This is a genomic window from Burkholderia sp. RF2-non_BP3 (assembly GCF_001522185.1).
Lineage (GTDB): Bacteria > Pseudomonadota > Gammaproteobacteria > Burkholderiales > Burkholderiaceae > Burkholderia > Burkholderia diffusa.
Map to the genome: position 1 here is coordinate 77819 of NZ_LOSU01000033.1, position 16082 is coordinate 93900.

Genomic DNA, 16082 nt, shown 5'->3' on the forward strand with positions numbered 1-16082 from the left:
ATGCCCGCTCCGACCTATACGCTCGGCATCAACGCCGCCTTTCACGACAGCGCCGCCTGCCTCGTTCGCGATGGCATGGTGATCGCGGCGGCCGAGGAAGAACGCTTCACGCACGTGAAGCACGCGAAGCGGCCGGTGCCGTTCTCGACGTGGGAGCTGCCGTATCACGCGATCGATTACTGTCTCGCGGAAGCGGACATCGCGCTCGCGGATGTCGACCACGTCGCGTATTCGTACGATCCGTGGCTTGAGCTCGATCGTCATGGCACCGAGACGGCGCTGCCGCTGCCGCTTGCGCCGTCCGCGCATGCGCCGCGCGCCGACGGCGTGTCGCCGTGGCATCCGTTGTTCCTGTCGTCGATCGTGAACGCGCCGCGTCAGCTCGCCGGCGGCGCGCCGCACCACCTGCAGCGACGGTTTCGCGGCGTCGCGCACGACGGGCCGTTCCGCTGGCACTTCATCGAGCATCATCTCGCGCACGAGGCCAGCGCGTTTCTCGCGGCGCCGTACGAGCATTGCGCGGTGATGACGATGGACGGGCGCGGCGAACGCGCGACGACGAGTTACGGCGCGTTCGACGGCCAGTCGTACCGGCGGCTCGGTCAGGTCAATCTGCCGCATTCGCTCGGCCTGCTGTACGAGCGCGTGACGCGCTACCTCGGCTTCCTGCATTCGTCCGACGAGTACAAGGTGATGGCGCTCGCGTCGTACGGCAAGCCGGTGTTCGCCGACGAGATGCGCAAGCTGGTGAGCTACCGCGGCGACGGACGCTACGAGATCGCCGATGCCGATCTCGTCGCGCTGTTCGGCGCATCGCGTGCACGCGGCGGACCGATCGAGCCGCATCATTGCGACATCGCGCACGCGCTGCAGCTGGTGCTCGAGGAGACGACGCTGCAGGCGGTCGACTGGCTCGCCGCCGAGACCGGCGAGCGGCAGCTCGCGATGGCGGGCGGCGTCGCGCTGAATTGCGTGATGAACGCGAAGATTCGCGATCGCGGCCCGTTCGACGACGTGTGGGTGCAACCGGCCGCCGGCGACGCGGGCACCGCGCTCGGCGCCGCGCTGTGGACCGACTTCCGGATGCGCGGGATGCGCGGCGAGTGGCGGATGGATCACGCGTATCTCGGGCCGTCGTACAGCGACGACGCGATCGAGGCGTTTCTGACGGACGCGCAACTGCCGTATCGGCGGCTCGCGGACGTCGCCGCCCAAACCGCCGCGCTGCTCGCGGCGAACCGTGTGATCGGCTGGTTCCAGGGCCGCATGGAGTTCGGGCCGCGCGCGCTCGGCGCCCGTTCGATTCTCGCGTCGCCGATCGATCCGGGCATGCAGCGCAAGCTGAACCGGATCAAGGATCGCGAGGACTTCCGGCCGGTCGCGCCGGTCGTGCTCGAAAGCAAGGCGCATCAGTGGTTCAACGGCGGCCGGCGCATGCCGCTGCGCGCGCCGTTCATGCTGTTCGTGTACGACGTTGCGCCGGGGGCGGAAGCGACGATTCCGGCGGTGCGCCACATCGACGGCACCGCGCGCGTGCAGACCGTCGATGAAGACCAGCATCCGCTGCTGCATGCGCTGTTGACCGAGTTCGACGCGCTGACCGGCGTGCCGGTGCTCGTCAACACGTCGTTCAACACGCGCGGCGAGCCGATCGTCTGTTCGCCGCGCGACGCGATCGAGTGCTTCTGGACCTCGCCGCTCGACGCGCTCGTGATCGGCTCGTTCCTGCTGGAGAAGCCGAGATGAACATGCGCGACGTGCAACTGCCGCCGGTCGTGTCGGTCGTCGTGCCGACGTATCGGCGGCCCGACCTGCTCGAGCGCTGCCTTGAAGCGCTGTGCGTGCAGGTGTTCGATCCGACCACCTACGAGATCGTCGTCGTCGACGACGACCCGGCCGGCAGCGCATGGGAAACCGTCGACGCATGCCGCGCACGCGTAAACGACGTGCCGGTGATCCGGTACATGACCGCGCCCGATACGCAGGGGCCGGCGGGCGCGCGCAATATCGGCTGGCGCAGCGCGCGCGGCGCGCTGATCGCGTTCACCGACGACGACACGATTCCCGATCCGACCTGGCTGCGTCATGGCGCGGCCGCGCTGCTCGCCGAACCGGCGGCGGTAGCCGCGGCGGGGCGGATCGACGTGCCGCTGCGCGCGCGTCCGACCGACTACGAGCGCGACGCGGCCGGCCTCGCGCATGCGGAATTCGCGACGGCGAACTGCTTCGTGCGCCGCACGGCGCTCGAGTGCGTCGGCGGGTTCGACGAGCGCTTCACGCGCGCATGGCGCGAAGACGCCGACCTGATGTTCGCGCTGCGCGAGCACGCGGGACCGATCGTCGGCGTCGACGCCGCGCGGATCGTGCATCCGGTGCGCCCCGCACGCTGGGGCGCGAGCATCGGTCAGCAATCGAAAGTGTATTTCGACGCGCTGTTGTACAAGAAGCATCGCGCGACCTACCGGCGTCATATCCGTGCGATGCCGCCATGGAATTACTACGCGGCCGTGCTGTTCGTGCTCGGCGCGATCGGCTGCTTCGCGGCCGGATGGCGCGCGCCGGGCATTGCGTGCGCGGTGGCCTGGGCCGTGATCACCGCCGCGTTCTGCGTGAAGCGGCTGCGCGGCACGCGGCTCACGCCGTCGCATGTTGCCGAGATGGTCGTCACGTCGATCGCGATTCCGCCCGTGTCGCTGTATTGGCGCGTGCGCGGCGCACTTCACTTCCGGGTGTTTTTCCTATGATGCTCGAATCCGTTTCATCGTCCGGCCCGGCACGCATCGCGGTATTCCGCGCGCTGCAGCTCGGCGACATGCTGTGCGCGGTGCCGGCGCTGCGTGCGCTGCGGCGCGGCGAGCCGCACGCGCGCATCACGCTGATCGGCTTGCCGTGGGCGCGCGAGTTCGCGTCGCGCTTTTCCGATTACGTCGACAACTTCATCGCGTTTCCCGGCGCGCCGGGCCTGGGCGAGCAGCCGGACGCCGAGCCGGCCGCGCGCGAGGCGTTCGTCGCGGAATGCCGTGCGCGCGACTTCGATCTGGCGATCCAGTTGCACGGCAGCGGCGCGCAGACCAACGCGATCGTCGCGTCGCTCGGTGCCACGCGCACCGCCGGCTTCGTGCCGCCCGACGGCGGCACGACCGCGCTCGACTGCTCGGTCGTCTGGCGCGACGGCGAACCCGAGGTCACGCGCTACCTGGCGCTGACGCGCAAGCTCGGTTATCCGGACTGGGGCGATTACCTGGAATTTCCGCTCGGCGGCCTCGACTATGCGCTATGGCATGTGCTGTGCGACGAACATGCGCTCGATGCGGGCCGCTACGTGATCGTTCATCCGGGCGCGCGGATGGCGTCGCGGCGCTGGCCGGTCGAGCGCTTCGCGAGCGTGGCACGGCAGCTCGCGGACGACGGCTGGCAGATCGTGCTGACCGGCACGCGCGCGGAACTTGCGCTGGCCGGTGCGTTCGTCGAACATCTCGCGCGGCCGTGCGTGAACCTGTGCGGGCGCACGCCGCTCGGCGCGCTGGCCGCGCTGGTCGGCCGCGCGCGTCTCGTGCTGTGCAACGACACGGGCGTGTCGCATGTCGCGGCGGCGTTCGGCACGCCGAGCATCGTCGTCGCCTGCGGCAGCGATACGGGACGCTGGGCGCCGCTCGACGCAGAACGCCATCGCGTGCTCGCGAACTATCCGGCCTGCCGGCCGTGCATGTTCGACACGTGCCCGTACGGGCACGAGTGCGCGACGGCGATCGGCGTCGACGACGTGATGGAACGAGCGGGCGAACTGCTCGCGGAGGAGAGACGTCATGTCACGTAAGCGGTTGCGCGTGCTCACCTGGCACGTGCATGGCAACTATCTGTATTACCTGTCGCAGGCGCCGCACGATTTCTACATCGTGACGAAGCCGCAGCATCCGCCCGGTTACGCGGGGCGGGTCGGGCACCTGCCGTGGGGCGACAACGTGTATGAGGTGCCCGTCGAGTGCGTGCGCGACACCGAGTTCGACTGCGTGCTGTACCAGCATCACAATCACTACGCGCACGACCGGTTGCGGCTCCTGAGCGACGCGCAGCGTGCGTTGCCGGCGCTGTTCGTCGAACACGATCCGCCGCGCGAGCATCCGACCGACACGCTGCACCCGGTGCAGGACCCGAACGTGTTGCTGGTGCACGTGACGCCGTTCAACGCGCTGATGTGGGACAGCGGCGTCACGCCGACGCGCGTGATCGAACATGGCGTGCTGATTCCGGACGGCGTCGAGTATCGGGGCACGCTGCCGAAGGGCGTGACGGTCGTGAACAACATCGCGCGGCGCGGGCGGCGTCTCGGCGCGGACCTGTTCGAGTCCGTGCGTCACAGCGTGCCGCTCGATCTGGTCGGCATGGGCTCGACTGCGCTCGGCGGCATCGGCGAGGTGCCGAACCCGGCGCTGCCGCAGTTCCTGTCGCACTACCGGTTCTTCTTCAATCCGATCCGCTACACGAGCCTCGGGCTCGCGGTGATCGAGGCGATGATGATCGGGCTGCCGATCGTTGCGCTCGCAACGACGGAGATGGCGCAGCTCGTCAAGAGCGGCAGCAACGGCGTCGCCGATACGCGGCCGGCAGTATTGATCGACGCGATGCGCATGCTGATCCGCGATCCGGATCTCGCGCGCGAGTGGGGTGCGGCTGCGAAGCGCGATGCGTGCGAGCGGTTCGGGATCGAGCGGTTCGTGCGTGAGTGGGATAGCGCGTTGTGCGACGTCGCGTCGTGAGCGGTTCAGCCGCCGGGGCGGTGTGCTTACGGGTTCGTTGCATTCGGTGGCGTGCCCGCGCTCGCGGTGCCGCCGGCGCCACTTGTACCACTGGCACCACTTGCGCTGCTCGTGCCCGACGCCGGCGCTGCCGCGCCGTTCGCCGCGTTGCGCTCGTGTTCGGACAATAGCGCGAGGCGGTTGTACAGCGTCTTCAGGCTGATGCCGAGGGCCTTCGCGGTGCGCGGCTTGTCGCCGTTGAAATGACGCAGCGACGCGACGATGAAGCGCTGCTGCGTATGCGCGAGCGTCGTGCCGATATGCAGCGTCATCGCGTTGTGCCGGACTTCGTCGCGCGGCAGTTGCCGGCGCGGCAACTGCAGTTCGATCTGTTCGTCCGCGAGGATGAACGCGCGCTCCAGCGCGTTGCGCAGCTCGCGCACGTTGCCGGGCCACGTGTACGCGCGCAGCGCCTTCATCGCCTGCATCGACAGCCGCTTGCGCGTGCGGTGCCGGGCGTTCAGCCGGTCGACGATCTGCAGCGCGATGTCGCCGACGTCGTCCTCGCGCTGCCGCAGCGCGGGCACGTGCAGCGCGATCGTCGCGATCCGGTAGAAGAGATCCTCGCGCAGCCGGCCGCTGCGCACGGCCTCCACGGGGTCGTGATGGGTGGCCGCGACGATCCGCACGTCGAGCGGAATCGCTTCGTGACCGCCGACGCGCATGATCGTGTTCGACTCGAGCGTGCGCAGCAATTTCACCTGCAATTCCGCCGGCATTTCCGCGATTTCGTCGAGAAACAGCGTCCCGCCGCGCGCGGCTTCGAACATGCCCACATGTTGTGCAACGGCGCCGGTGAAGCTGCCTTTTTCATGTCCGAACAAATGGGATTCCGCGATGTCCTTCGGGATCGCCCCGCAATTGACGGGCACGAACGGCCCGCGCCGGCGCGGGCTCATGTCGTGGATGAGCCGCGCGACGATGTCCTTGCCGGCGCCGCTTTCGCCGACCACCAGCACGCTGACGCGCGTAGCGGCGACGCGCGATACCTTCAACAGCAGATTCTGGATCGTTTGCGAGCGGCCGAACAATCGCGTGCCGTCATCGTCGGATTTCGACATGAGTGATATCGCGTTGGGAAGTATTGACCGAAATCGTCGAGGGCTGGATGAAAAAATGACCGTCATGCGTCGTTTTTTTCATGTGGAAATCATACCTTTTATGCTCGAATTGCCGGATTGAATCTGGCAATGCGACCGTGGTCGAGGGATAGATTTATTCGATGAGCGGCGATCGCGCGACGTGCTTCTTCTATACTGCTAAGCACTCGTTTGTCATTGCAGGACAGCTAGTCTGCTCATTCGCGTGCAATGCGGACGTGGCGCCAGAGGGCGGCGTCGTACCCCGCATCGCATGACCGCCGCGGTTTCGGCGATCTTGGCGCCCGAGCCGCACCACCAAGGAGCTTCGATGCCTTATGTCCTGATCGTCGAAGACGATGCCGATACGCGCACGATGCTCGCGACGCTCGCACAGGCGCAGCAACTCGCCTGCGACACGGCCGCGACGCTCGAAGAAGCGCGCACGCTCGTTTCAACGCATACCCCCGATCTCGTGCTGTGCGATCTCGTGCTGCCGGACGGCAACGGGATGGATCTGTTCGACGCATTGCCCAAGCACGCGCATTGCGAAATGGTGCTGACCACCGGTCACGCAAGCCTCGAAACCGCGATCGACGCATTGCGGCGCGGTGCGACCGACTATCTGGTGAAACCGCTCAACATGCAGCGGCTGAACAGCATCTTCGCGCGCGTGCCGCGCACCACCGCCCTGCACGAGGAAATCGCCGAACTGCGCTCCGAGCTGAAGCGTCTCGGCCGCTTCGGCCGGATGCTCGGCAGCTCGCCCGCGATGCAGGCCGTCTACGATGCGATCGGCCGCGTCGCGCGAACCGAAGCGTCGGTGCTGCTTACCGGCGAGTCGGGCACGGGCAAGGAGCTCGCCGCGCAGACGGTTCACGATTTGAGCCTGCGCCGACGCGGCCCGTTCCTCGCGGTGAACTGCGGCGCGATCGCGGCGAACCTCGTCGAGAGCGAGATGTTCGGCCACGACCGCGGCAGCTTCACCGGCGCCGAGCGGCAGCACAAGGGCTTCTTCGAACGCGCGGACGGCGGCACGCTGTTCCTCGACGAAATCACCGAGATGCCGGTCGAATCGCAGGTCAAGCTGCTGCGCGTGCTGGAAACCGGGCGGCTCACGCGGCTCGGCTCGACGCGCGAGATCGACGTCGACGTGCGCATCGTCGCGGCCACCAACCGCGATCCGGAAGGTGCGATGGCGGACGGCAAGCTGCGGCCCGACCTCTATCACCGGATCAACGTGTTTCCGATTCCGCTGCCGTCGCTGAGCGAGCGCGGCGACGACATCCCGATGCTCGCCGATGCGTTCCTGCAGCGCTACAACGAGGAAAGCGGCCGCAACCTGCGCTTCGCGCCGGCCGCGCGCGAAGCGCTGAAGACTTACGCGTGGCCCGGCAACGTGCGCGAGCTGCGCAACTTCGTGCAGCGCGCGAGCATCTTCAGCGACGCGGACGTGATCGACACGCTGCCGCCGCCGATCATGGAAGAACTGTCGAACATGGTCGACTCGAACGAGGAGCGCGTGACGGTGCCGTTCGGCACGCCGCTCGAGGAAGTCGACCGCAAGCTGATTCTCGGCACGATCGCGCAATGCGGCGGCGTGAAGGCGCAGGCGGCGGAGGTGCTCGACGTCAGCCTGAAGACGATCTACAACCGGCTCGCGCAACTGGAAGACGAAGTGGAGAAACCGGACTCCTGATGTCGTGCCCGACCGGCTCATGCGCGCGCGCCCGCACGGCGGCGCGCATCGTCGTCGAGGCGGCGACGCATGCGCTCGACATGCGGCGGCAGCGCGCGCCGCTCGCGCAAGATCCACGGCACGCCCGCGAACGCTGGCGCGATGCCGCGTTCGCGCCACAGGCGCGGCAGCATGTGCAACGTATGCGCGAGCGCCGCGCCGGCCGGCCACCTGAGCCACGCGGTCCATACCGCGTTGCGTGCGGCGACGCGCGCGCGCGCGTGCACGTCGCGTTGCATCGAAGGGTGATGATGAACCGTCAGATGCGGTGCATAGACGAGCCACGCGCCCGCGCGATACAGGTCGAGCGCGAGCAGCGCTTCCTCGCCGCCGAGGAAGTAGCGCGGGTGATATCCGCCCGCGGCGAGGAACGCGTCGCGCCGGAACGCGGTCGCACCGGCCAGCAGCCCGAGGATCGGCCGGCCCGGCAACGCGACGGGCGCATCGAGCGGGCTGTCGGCCATCAGCCGGCAGGTCGGGTCCTCGCGCTGCTCCGGCCCGACGAGCACGCGCGCGGTGACGGCCGCGACGTGCGGATACGCATCGAGCAGGTTCGCTGCTTCGGCGAGCGAGCCGGGCGCCCACCAGGTGTCGTCGTCGCAGAACGCGACGTGGCGCGTGCGCGCGACGGCCGCGCCGAGGTTGCGGCCGGACGCGCCGAGATTGACCGGCGCATGCACCAGCGTCGCGTGCGGAAAGCGGTTGCGTACGAGCGCCGCGGTTGCATCGTCCGATCCGTTGTCGACGACGACGATCGCCGGCCGGTCGGGCAGGCTGGAGAGTCGTGCGAGCGTGCGCGCGAGTTCCGTCGGGCGCCGCCAGGTCAGCACGACCGCGGTCACGCGCGCTTCGCGTGGCGGCAGCACGACATGCGCGGGCGTTATGCGGACGAGCCGTCGCATTCGAGCCGCCAGTATGTTTCGGGTTCCTGGAGATCGGCACGCATATGAGGCTCGAACAGCGCAATCTGGCTCGCATACGCGTCCACGGCGGCGGCCTTTGCCGCCGAGCCGTCCATGCGGCTGCCGGTCGGCGCGCCGACCGGATGGCCGGTCCAGCCGCGTTCGCGCCAGCCGATCACGCGCCTGGCCATCAGCCCGTCGATCCGCCGGTATGGCACGTCCTCGTAGAAGCGCCACATGCGCGATGCATTGCCCGCCCGACCGTCGTCGCGCAGCAGCGTCAGCATGGCCTGCTGCACCTGCACGTGATCGCGATGGAACAGGCCGGCCGGCGCGAGCACGCCGAAGCCCGGGTGCGCGTCGATGGCCGCGGCCACGCGCGCGGCGATCGCCGTCGACGCGGCCGGCATGCCGTACTGGTCGTCGAGGAAATCGAGCCACACCGCCTGCGCGTCGAGCGTCTCGAGCGCGTGCCGATCCTCGTCGCGGCGCGCGCGCATGGCTTCGTCTGCCGTGCGGAAACCCGCGCGCCGGTCCCACGGCGGCGCGGCCGTCCCGCGGGCCGGTATCCCCGCGAAGACCGTGACGACGACCGAGCCGGGCGACTGCGCGAGCAATTCGCCGCAACTGAAGACGGCGTCGTCGAGATGCGGCGAGATGGCGAGCCAGTGTGTCGGAATGGTCATGGCGTGAAGGTCTCCCGGGTCGGCGTAAGCGGCCGAGCATGTGACGTGCCCGTCCGTTCACGCGTGGCCCGCCGCCGCCGGTGCGCCGGCAGGAGCGTGTCCGATGATTGATTTTGCACGGCCGCCGGCCGGAAATTACGCCACCGCCGTGATGCTCGTCGCGATCGCGACCGTGCTGCAGGCGCTGGCGATCCGCTTCGGCGGCGTCAACCTGTCGCTCGTCCTGTACTACCCGATGCTGGCCGGCGCCGCGTGGGCGACGTCGTTCGTGTTCGGGATCGCGTCGACCGCGGCGAGCGGGCTGCTGGTCTGGACGCTGTTCCTGTCCGATCCCGGCGCGTATACCGAACCGTTGCCGGCCCGCCTCGTGCGGCTCGGCACCTTCTTGCTGGTCGGCGCGCTGGTGTGTGCGGTCGCGGCGATGCTGCGCCACGCGCGCCTCACGAACGAGCTCGCGCGCCAGCGGGAAGCCGACGCGCGGCGGCAGCTCGATGCCGTGCTGCAGGCGCTGCCGCACGGCGTGATCGCGACCGATGCGAAAGGCCGGGTGACTTACCTGAATGCGGCGGCGGCCGAACTGGCCGGCTGCGGCCTGGACGAGGCGGCAGGTCGACCCGTGCGCGACGTGCTGCGCGAGTTCGATCACGAAGGGCGGCGCGTGCAGACGACGCCGCTCGACCGTGCGCTCGGCGGCGCGCATGCGTTGTCCGACCGGCATTGGCTGCACGGCGCCGACGCCAGCCGGCCGGTGCCGATCGTCGAGGCGGCGTCGCCGATCGCCGATGCGGACGGCAACATCGACGGCGCGGTGCTGCTGTTGCGCGATGGCGGCATGGCGCGCGTGCTCGCCGACAAGTCGCGGCTGCAGCTCGCGGTCGTCGAGGCATCGCCGGACGCGATCGTCGGGATCGACGGCCATGGCCGCATCGTGAGCTGGAACCCGGCCGCGCAGCGGATCTTCGGGTACGACGAGGACGACGCGTGCGGGCGGCCGCTCGAAGCGCTGATCGCGATGCGCTGGCTGGCGCGCAACCCGCTGGCCGAGACGTTCGACGCGTTGCGCGAACCGGTCGGCCCGCTCGAGCTGCTGTGCGTGCGCCGCGACGGCCGGCGCTTTCGCGCGACGGTATCCGCATGCCCGGTGAAAGGCGACGCGCGCAGCTGCGTCGCGCTGTCGCTGACGCTGCGCGAGACCGGCGCGCAGCGCCGCCGCGACCTGCGCGCGCACCGTTCGCTGCAAGGCGCGCGCGACGCGCGCGATCAGGCCGACACGTCGAACCGTCTGAAGGACGAACTGCTCGCGACCGTATCGCACGAACTGCGCACGCCGCTGAACGTGATCTACGGCTGGGTCGAGGTGCTGCGCAATTCGCGCGACGACGCATTGCAGCAGCAGGCGATCGACGCGATCGACCGCAGCGCGCGTTCGCTCACGCGCATGGTCGGCGACATCCTCGACGCATCGTCGCTCGCGACCGGCAAGCTGCGGATCGAGGCGATGCCGGTGGACGTGGTGCGGCTGTTCGCCGATGCGACGAACGCATTCCAGACGGTCGCGTCGTCGGCCGGCATCGCGCTCGGATTCGACTGCGCCGCGCCGGCATGCGTGGTGTCGGGCGACGCCGAGCGCTTGCGGCAAATGCTGTCGAATCTCGTGTCGAACGCGCTGAAGTTCACGCCGGCGGGCGGTACGGTGACGGTCACGCTGTCGCGCGACGCCGCGCACGCGACGCTGACCGTCTCCGACGACGGGCAAGGCATCGCGCCGGAGTTCATCCCGTACGTGTTCGACATGTTCCGCCGCGCGGACGATTCGCCCGCGTCGTCGCGGCGCGGGCTCGGGCTCGGCCTGTCGATCGTGCGGCATATCGCCGAGCTGCACGGCGGCACGGTCCGCGTCGAAAGCGCGGGCCGCGATCGCGGCGCCACGTTCACCGTGACGTTGCCGGCCGGCTGGCAGCCGGTGGGGGCAATGGCGTGGGGCGTCGCGCAGCACGACGGGCTGCTCGATCCGCTGATGCTCGACTCGCAGCGCATCCTGATCGTCGACGACGACGCCACCACGCGCGCGAGCCTGACCGCCGCGCTGAGCACGCTCGGCGCGACCGTCGCCATTGCGTCGTCGGGCCGCGACGCGCTTGCGATCGTCGCGGACGTGAAGCCGACCGTCGTGCTGTCCGATCTCGCGATGTCCGACGGCGACGGCTTCTGGCTGCTCGACGCGTTGCGCAGCGGCGCCGCGGACGGCGGCACCTCGCCCGATATGCGCGTGCTCGCCGTGACCGCGCACGCCGGCCTCGCCGACGAGCGCCGCGCGCTCGAAGCGGGCTTCGACGGCTATCTGTGCAAGCCGGTCGACGTTCGCGAGCTGGCGCACAAGATCGCGCGCGTGACGACGCCCGACCGCTGACGTCCGACGGGCACCGGCCGTCGCGCGTCACGCCGTCCCGCTCAGGTCGCCGTCGGCCGGTTCCGTGTGCTGATCTGCGCGAGCATGTGCGATGCGATCTGCGTGCTGCGCACGAGATCGCCCGGCGTGTGATGCACGACCTGCCGATGGATGAAATACCGCGCGGTATGCGCGAGCCCGCTCGCGAGCGGTGTCGTCGCGCGCCAGCCGAGGCGCCGGTGCGCGGCGTCGAGATCGGGCCGCCGCTGGCGCGGATCGTCGGACGGCAGCGGACAGAACTCGATCGCGACCGTCGTGCCGACGATCCTCACGACCTCGCGCGCAATGTCGATCATCGCGATCTCGTCGTCGCTGCCGAGGTTCACGGGCTCGCATGCGTCGCCCGGTTCGTCCATCAACCGGACCAGCGCATCGACCATGTCGTCGACATAGCAGAACGAGCGCGTCTGCTTGCCGTCGCCGTAGACGGTCAGCGGCTCGCCGGCCAGCGCCTGCGTGATGAAGTTGGAGACGACGCGCCCGTCGGCCGGATGCATGCGCGGGCCGTACGTGTTGAAGATCCGCGCGATCCGGACGTCGACGCCGTACTGGCGGTGATAGTCCATGAACAGCGTTTCCGCGCAGCGCTTGCCTTCGTCGTAGCACGCGCGCACGCCGATCGGGTTCACGCGGCCGCAGTAGCGCTCGTCTTGCGGATGCACGTCGGGGTCGCCGTACACTTCGCTCGTCGACGCCTGCAGGATGCGCGCCTTCACGCGCTTCGCGAGGCCGAGCAGGTTGATCGCGCCATGCACGCTGGTCTTGGTCGTCTGCACCGGGTCGCGCTGATAGTGCACGGGCGATGCCGGGCATGCGAGGTTGTAGATTTCGTCGACCTCGACGTACAGCGGAAACGTCACGTCGTGCCGCATCAGCTCGAAGTTCGGCGCATCGAGCAGGTGCGCGATGTTGTCCTTCGTCCCGGTGTAGAAATTGTCGACGCACAGCACGTCGTGTCCGGCCGTCACGAGGCGCTCGCAGAGATGCGAACCGAGAAACCCGGCGCCGCCGGTGACGAGCACCCGTTTGCGATCGTAGCCCTTCATCATGCGTTCTCCTTGCGGTGCGCGAGTACGCCCGGCGTGGTCGCGACGGGCGTTCGGCGGCTGCTGGCCGCCGTGCCGGCGCGTTGCGGATGCGCGACGTCGCGGTAGATGTCGACGAGGCGGTCGGTCACGCCGCGCCACGTATAGAAGCGGTGCGCGCGCAGATAACCGGCCCGGCCGAGCGCATCGCACAGGTCCGGTCGTGCGCGCAGCTGCACGAGACGCTCGGCGAGCGCGGCCGGATCGCGCGGCGGCACCAGGTAGCCGGTCACGCCGTCGTCCACCGTCGTGCGGATGCCGCCGACGTCGCTGCCGATCACCGGCGCGGCACATGCCATCGCCTCGACCGGCGTGATGCCGAACGGCTCGTACCACGGCGTCGTCACGAAAACGTCGGCCGCGCTGTAGTACAGGTGCAGCGTGTCGCGCTCGCGCCGGCCCACGAAGGTCACGTGCTCCGCGATGCCGGTGTCGCGCGCGAGCGCGGCAAGGCGCGCGAGTTCCGGATCGCGCGCCGGGTCGGCCGTCGCCTGGCTGCCGCCGACGATGTAGAGCCGCGTCGGCCGGTTCGGGTCACGCGGCATTCGCGCGAGCGCGTCGATCACGGTGTCGATTCCCTTGCGCGGCACCAGCCGCCCGAGCTGCAGCACGACGAATGCATCGTGCGGCCAGCCGAGCCGCGCACGCGCGTCGACACGCGGCACGGGCCGGAATTCGCGCGCATCGAATCCGCAGGGCACGATCTCGATGCGCGCGGCATCGGCGCGGTAGTGCGTGGTGAGGTCGAGCGCATCCTGCGGGCACTCGGCGATCAGCCGGTCCGCGCGGCGCGCGAGCGTGTCCTCGATCGTGAAGCGTTCGTCGGGGAAGCCGTCGGCCGCGCCCTGATGCAGCCGGCGCACGCGGCCGAGCGCATGGAACGTCATGACGAGCGGAATCCCGAGACGCTTCTTCACGCGCAGCGCGGCCTCGCCCGACATGAAGAAGTTCGCATGCATCACGTCGACCGGGTCGGGCTCGCGCCGCATGCGTGCCGTCATGTAGTCCGCGAACGCGCCCATGTAAGGCAGCAGCCGTTCCTTCGGGATATCGGCGGGCGGCCCGACCGGCACGTGGATCACCCGCATGCGCGGACCGATCCGCACGACTTCCGGCAGGTGCGGATTGTCGCAGCGCGTGTAGACGTCGACGTCGAGGCCGCGCTCCGCCAACTGCTTCGCGACGTTCGCGACGTAGATGTTCTGCCCGCCCGCATCCACGCCGCCGATCACCCCCAGCGGCGACGCATGTTCACTGATCAACGCAATTCTTTGCATGGTGTTGCTCCCGAGGTCGGGGCCGCGCCGGCGAGCCCCGTTGCGTCCCTCTCCGGCAATCGCCGTACCCGGCACTTCGCGGGGCGCATGCCCCGCCCGTGTGCCGCAAAAATTACAACGCGTTGGATGAAAGGGCGTCCGATCAGCGTGCCGCGCGTGCACGCGGCGCGTTGCGCGCGGCACGCGATTTGCGCCACCCGGATGTCCGTCGGCCATGCCGGCATCACACGACAGGAGGTCACGATGAAGATATTCCCGCTGCAAGCCCGCGCCCCGCGATTCCGCCGTCGCGCGGCGAAGCGTCTCGGCATGGCGGTCGCGATCGCCGCGGCCACCGCCTGTATCGCCGTCGCGCCGAACGTGTTCGCCGCCGGAGACGACAGTGGATCGTCATCCTCATCCATGTCGTCGTCGACGCATTCGAGCACCGGCACGAAGATCCGCGACGCGACCATCACGACCAAGGCGAAAGCCGAATTGGTCGGCACGAACGGCCTGTCGGCCGGCGACATTCACGTGAAGACGCGCCACGGCGTCGTGATGCTGACCGGCAGCGTGCCGGACGACCAGCAGCGCATGCAGGCCGCCAGCGTCGTCAAGCAGATCGACGGCGTGCAGGACGTGCGCAACCAGTTGACCATCCGCCCGAAATAACCTCGGCCCCGTAGAAGGAGTCCAGTGATGAACTGCATGCTCAAACCGGTCGGCGAGCAGACGATCGTGATCACGGGCGCCACGAGCGGCATCGGCCTCGTCACGGCGCGCAAGGCGGCACGGCGCGGTGCGAAGCTGGTGCTGTTCGCGCGCAACGAGAACGCGCTGAACACGCTCTGCGAGGAAATCCGCCAGCACGGCGGCCTCGCGGTGCCGGTCGCCGGCGACGTCGGCATTCTCGAGGACGTGCAACGCGCCGCCGCGATGGCGGCCGATACCTATGGCGGCTTCGATACGTGGGTCAACAACGCGGGCGTGTCGATCTTCGGCACGGCGGCGTCGGTGCCGCTCGAGGATCAGCGCCGGCTGTTCGACACCAACTACTGGGGTGTCGTGCACGGCTCGCTGGTCGCGTCGGATCATTTCCGGCGCAAGAGCGATTTCCACGGCGGCGCGATCATCAACATGGGCAGCGAGGCGTCCGATGCGCCGGTGCCGCTGCAAAGCGCGTATGCGGCGTCGAAGCACGCGGTCAAGGGCTTCACCGATTCGCTGCGTCTCGAGATCGAGTCGGATCACCTGCCCGTGTCCGTCACGCTCATCAAGCCGGCCGCGATCGACACGATGTTCGTGATGCACGCGAAGAACTACATGAACGTCGAGGCGAAGCTGCCGCCGCCGATCTACGACCCGGACCTCGTCGCCGACGCGATCCTGTTCGCCGCCGCGCACCCGCGCCGCGCGCTGTTCGTCGGCGGCGCCGCGAAGCTGGCGTCGGCAAGCGCGTATCACGCGCCGCGCCTGTTCGATCGCGTCGCGGCCACGCTGTTCTCGCGCGGCCAGCGCACGGTGCGCCCCGCGCGCCCGCGCGACGACAACGCGTTGTACGAGTCCCGCCACGCGCTGCACGAGCGCGAAGGAATGGAAGGGCCCGTGCTGCGCGGCTGTGCGTACAACGCGGTGGTGCAGCAGCCGAAGGTCGCGGGCGCGGTCGCGCTCGGCGCGGCGGCGCTGGTGGTCGCCGCGCTGGCACGCGCGCGGCGCGCGTCGTCGTAATCGTGTTCCTTACCGGTTCCCCGTTTCTCATTCGAAGGAGGTTTCCATGTCATCCCGACAACATACGGGCCACGAATACAGCCATTCTCGCGCGCACGAAGGCGAGCGCACGCAGCAGGATCACGACAAGGGCGGCCACCAGACGGGGCACGGCAAGGCGCCGAGCCCCGTCGACGTGCAGAAGGCGCTGAAGGGGATGGACTATCCGGCGAGCAAGGCGGACGTCGTCCAGTGCGCGGAGCGGTCGCATGCCGATCCGCGCGTGCTCGACATGCTCAGGCAGATTCCCGATCGCGAATACGGCACGCCGGCATCGGTGTCGAAGGAGCTCGGGCGGCTGATGTGAGCGCCGCAACGTCG

General features: G+C 69.2%; 15 protein-coding genes. 10 read left to right on the plus strand and 5 right to left on the minus strand.

Annotated elements, in window-relative coordinates:
• The 4 genes from WS45_RS16645 to WS45_RS16660 are packed head-to-tail and all read left to right on the plus strand — an operon-like array spanning position 1 to position 4757.
• On the plus strand, positions 1–1746 hold the full coding sequence (locus WS45_RS16645) for a carbamoyltransferase family protein (protein ID WP_059700795.1): 1746 nt from the start codon (positions 1–3) through the stop codon (positions 1744–1746).
• Positions 1743–2744, plus strand: a complete 1002-nt coding sequence (locus WS45_RS16650; RefSeq protein ID WP_059700796.1) for a glycosyltransferase family 2 protein — start codon at positions 1743–1745, stop codon at positions 2742–2744. The genes WS45_RS16645 and WS45_RS16650 overlap by 4 nt, the downstream gene beginning before the upstream one ends.
• Entirely contained in the window at positions 2741–3817 is a 1077-nt protein-coding gene (locus tag WS45_RS16655; RefSeq protein WP_059700797.1) for a glycosyltransferase family 9 protein, read from the plus strand. Before WS45_RS16650 ends, WS45_RS16655 begins: the two co-directional genes overlap by 4 nt.
• Complete coding sequence (locus WS45_RS16660; protein ID WP_059537072.1) at positions 3807–4757, plus strand: glycosyltransferase; 951 nt, start codon at positions 3807–3809, stop codon at positions 4755–4757. The genes WS45_RS16655 and WS45_RS16660 overlap by 11 nt, the downstream gene beginning before the upstream one ends.
• A gap of 26 nt (positions 4758–4783) precedes the next feature.
• Here the strand turns inward: WS45_RS16660 and WS45_RS16665 are convergent, their stop codons facing one another.
• Positions 4784–5857, minus strand: a complete 1074-nt coding sequence (locus WS45_RS16665; RefSeq protein ID WP_059692871.1) for a sigma-54 interaction domain-containing protein — start codon at positions 5855–5857, stop codon at positions 4784–4786.
• Here WS45_RS16665 and WS45_RS36160 point away from each other — a divergent pair.
• The gene (locus WS45_RS36160; protein ID WP_257127630.1) at positions 5856–5978 is read left to right on the plus strand and encodes a hypothetical protein; all 123 of its coding nucleotides are present in this window, start codon (positions 5856–5858) and stop codon (positions 5976–5978) included. The two genes, WS45_RS16665 and WS45_RS36160, sit on opposite strands and share 2 nt — an antisense overlap.
• A gap of 228 nt (positions 5979–6206) precedes the next feature.
• Positions 6207–7574 carry a sigma-54-dependent transcriptional regulator gene (locus WS45_RS16670; protein WP_059693179.1) on the plus strand — a complete coding sequence of 456 codons (1368 nt, stop codon included), beginning with the start codon at positions 6207–6209 and terminating at the stop codon, positions 7572–7574.
• Positions 7575–7591: 17 nt separating this feature from the next.
• Here WS45_RS16670 and WS45_RS16675 read toward each other — a convergent pair whose 3' ends face one another.
• Together WS45_RS16675 and WS45_RS16680 are read right to left on the minus strand one after the other, a co-directional pair.
• Positions 7592–8515: a glycosyltransferase family 2 protein gene (locus WS45_RS16675; RefSeq protein WP_059700798.1), complete on the minus strand. Its 924-nt coding sequence runs from the start codon at positions 8513–8515 to the stop codon at positions 7592–7594.
• Complete coding sequence (locus WS45_RS16680) at positions 8494–9201, minus strand: PIG-L deacetylase family protein (RefSeq protein ID WP_059700799.1); 708 nt, start codon at positions 9199–9201, stop codon at positions 8494–8496. The genes WS45_RS16675 and WS45_RS16680 overlap by 22 nt, the downstream gene beginning before the upstream one ends.
• Positions 9202–9304: 103 nt before the next feature.
• Between WS45_RS16680 and WS45_RS16685 the strand changes: the two genes are divergently transcribed.
• Entirely contained in the window at positions 9305–11611 is a 2307-nt protein-coding gene (locus tag WS45_RS16685) for a hybrid sensor histidine kinase/response regulator (protein ID WP_059700800.1), read from the plus strand.
• Between the two features lie 41 nt (positions 11612–11652).
• Here the strand turns inward: WS45_RS16685 and WS45_RS16690 are convergent, their stop codons facing one another.
• On the minus strand, positions 11653–12696 hold the full coding sequence (locus WS45_RS16690; protein ID WP_059701019.1) for a UDP-glucuronic acid decarboxylase family protein: 1044 nt from the start codon (positions 12694–12696) through the stop codon (positions 11653–11655).
• The gene (locus WS45_RS16695) at positions 12696–14012 is read right to left on the minus strand and encodes a glycosyltransferase family 4 protein (protein ID WP_059700801.1); all 1317 of its coding nucleotides are present in this window, start codon (positions 14010–14012) and stop codon (positions 12696–12698) included. The genes WS45_RS16690 and WS45_RS16695 overlap by 1 nt, the downstream gene beginning before the upstream one ends.
• A gap of 243 nt (positions 14013–14255) precedes the next feature.
• Here WS45_RS16695 and WS45_RS16700 point away from each other — a divergent pair, with 243 nt between their 5' ends.
• Genes WS45_RS16700 through WS45_RS16710 form a run of 3 tightly spaced genes read left to right on the plus strand, consistent with a single transcriptional unit; the run spans position 14256 to position 16068 of the window.
• Positions 14256–14666 (plus strand): BON domain-containing protein, encoded by a 411-nt coding sequence (locus tag WS45_RS16700; RefSeq protein WP_059693181.1) that lies wholly within the window; start codon positions 14256–14258, stop codon positions 14664–14666.
• Positions 14667–14693: 27 nt separating this feature from the next.
• Complete coding sequence (locus WS45_RS16705; protein ID WP_059700802.1) at positions 14694–15722, plus strand: SDR family oxidoreductase; 1029 nt, start codon at positions 14694–14696, stop codon at positions 15720–15722.
• Between the two features lie 46 nt (positions 15723–15768).
• Entirely contained in the window at positions 15769–16068 is a 300-nt protein-coding gene (locus WS45_RS16710; protein ID WP_059692887.1) for a DUF2795 domain-containing protein, read from the plus strand.
• Positions 16069–16082: the final 14 nt, after the last annotated feature.